General features: G+C 50.8%; 1 pseudogene. It reads right to left on the bottom strand.

The annotated features are described in order from the left end of the window. Positions 1–258 (bottom strand): annotated as a pseudogene (locus AAEY72_RS15480) (OmpA family protein); the annotation flags it as partial.

The following is a 258-nucleotide window of genomic DNA, read 5'->3' as shown; positions in this document are numbered from 1 at the left end:
CAGTAGCAATACGCAAGGATGCTGGTGTAATATCACCTGCAACTGCCTGCCCATCACTATCCGCGGCTTGTTGCTCTGTCACAACAGGCTTGCCGACCGGCTCAGGCTTATCTTGACAGCCTCTTAATAGCGCCCAAGCTAAAGCCCCTAAAATAATCAATCCGATAATAGGTAGCAGCGCCTTCATAAAGCTGCCATCTTTTTCTGCTTCGCGCTGTAGCGGCGCGGTGCTCACAGTATCTGATATATGCGTACCAG

This window comes from Psychrobacter sp. W2-37-MNA-CIBAN-0211 (assembly GCF_040309405.1).
Classification (GTDB): domain Bacteria; phylum Pseudomonadota; class Gammaproteobacteria; order Pseudomonadales; family Moraxellaceae; genus Psychrobacter; species Psychrobacter glaciei.
Note: the sequence above shows the minus strand (reverse complement) of the source record. Positions and strands in the feature narration are given on the sequence as shown.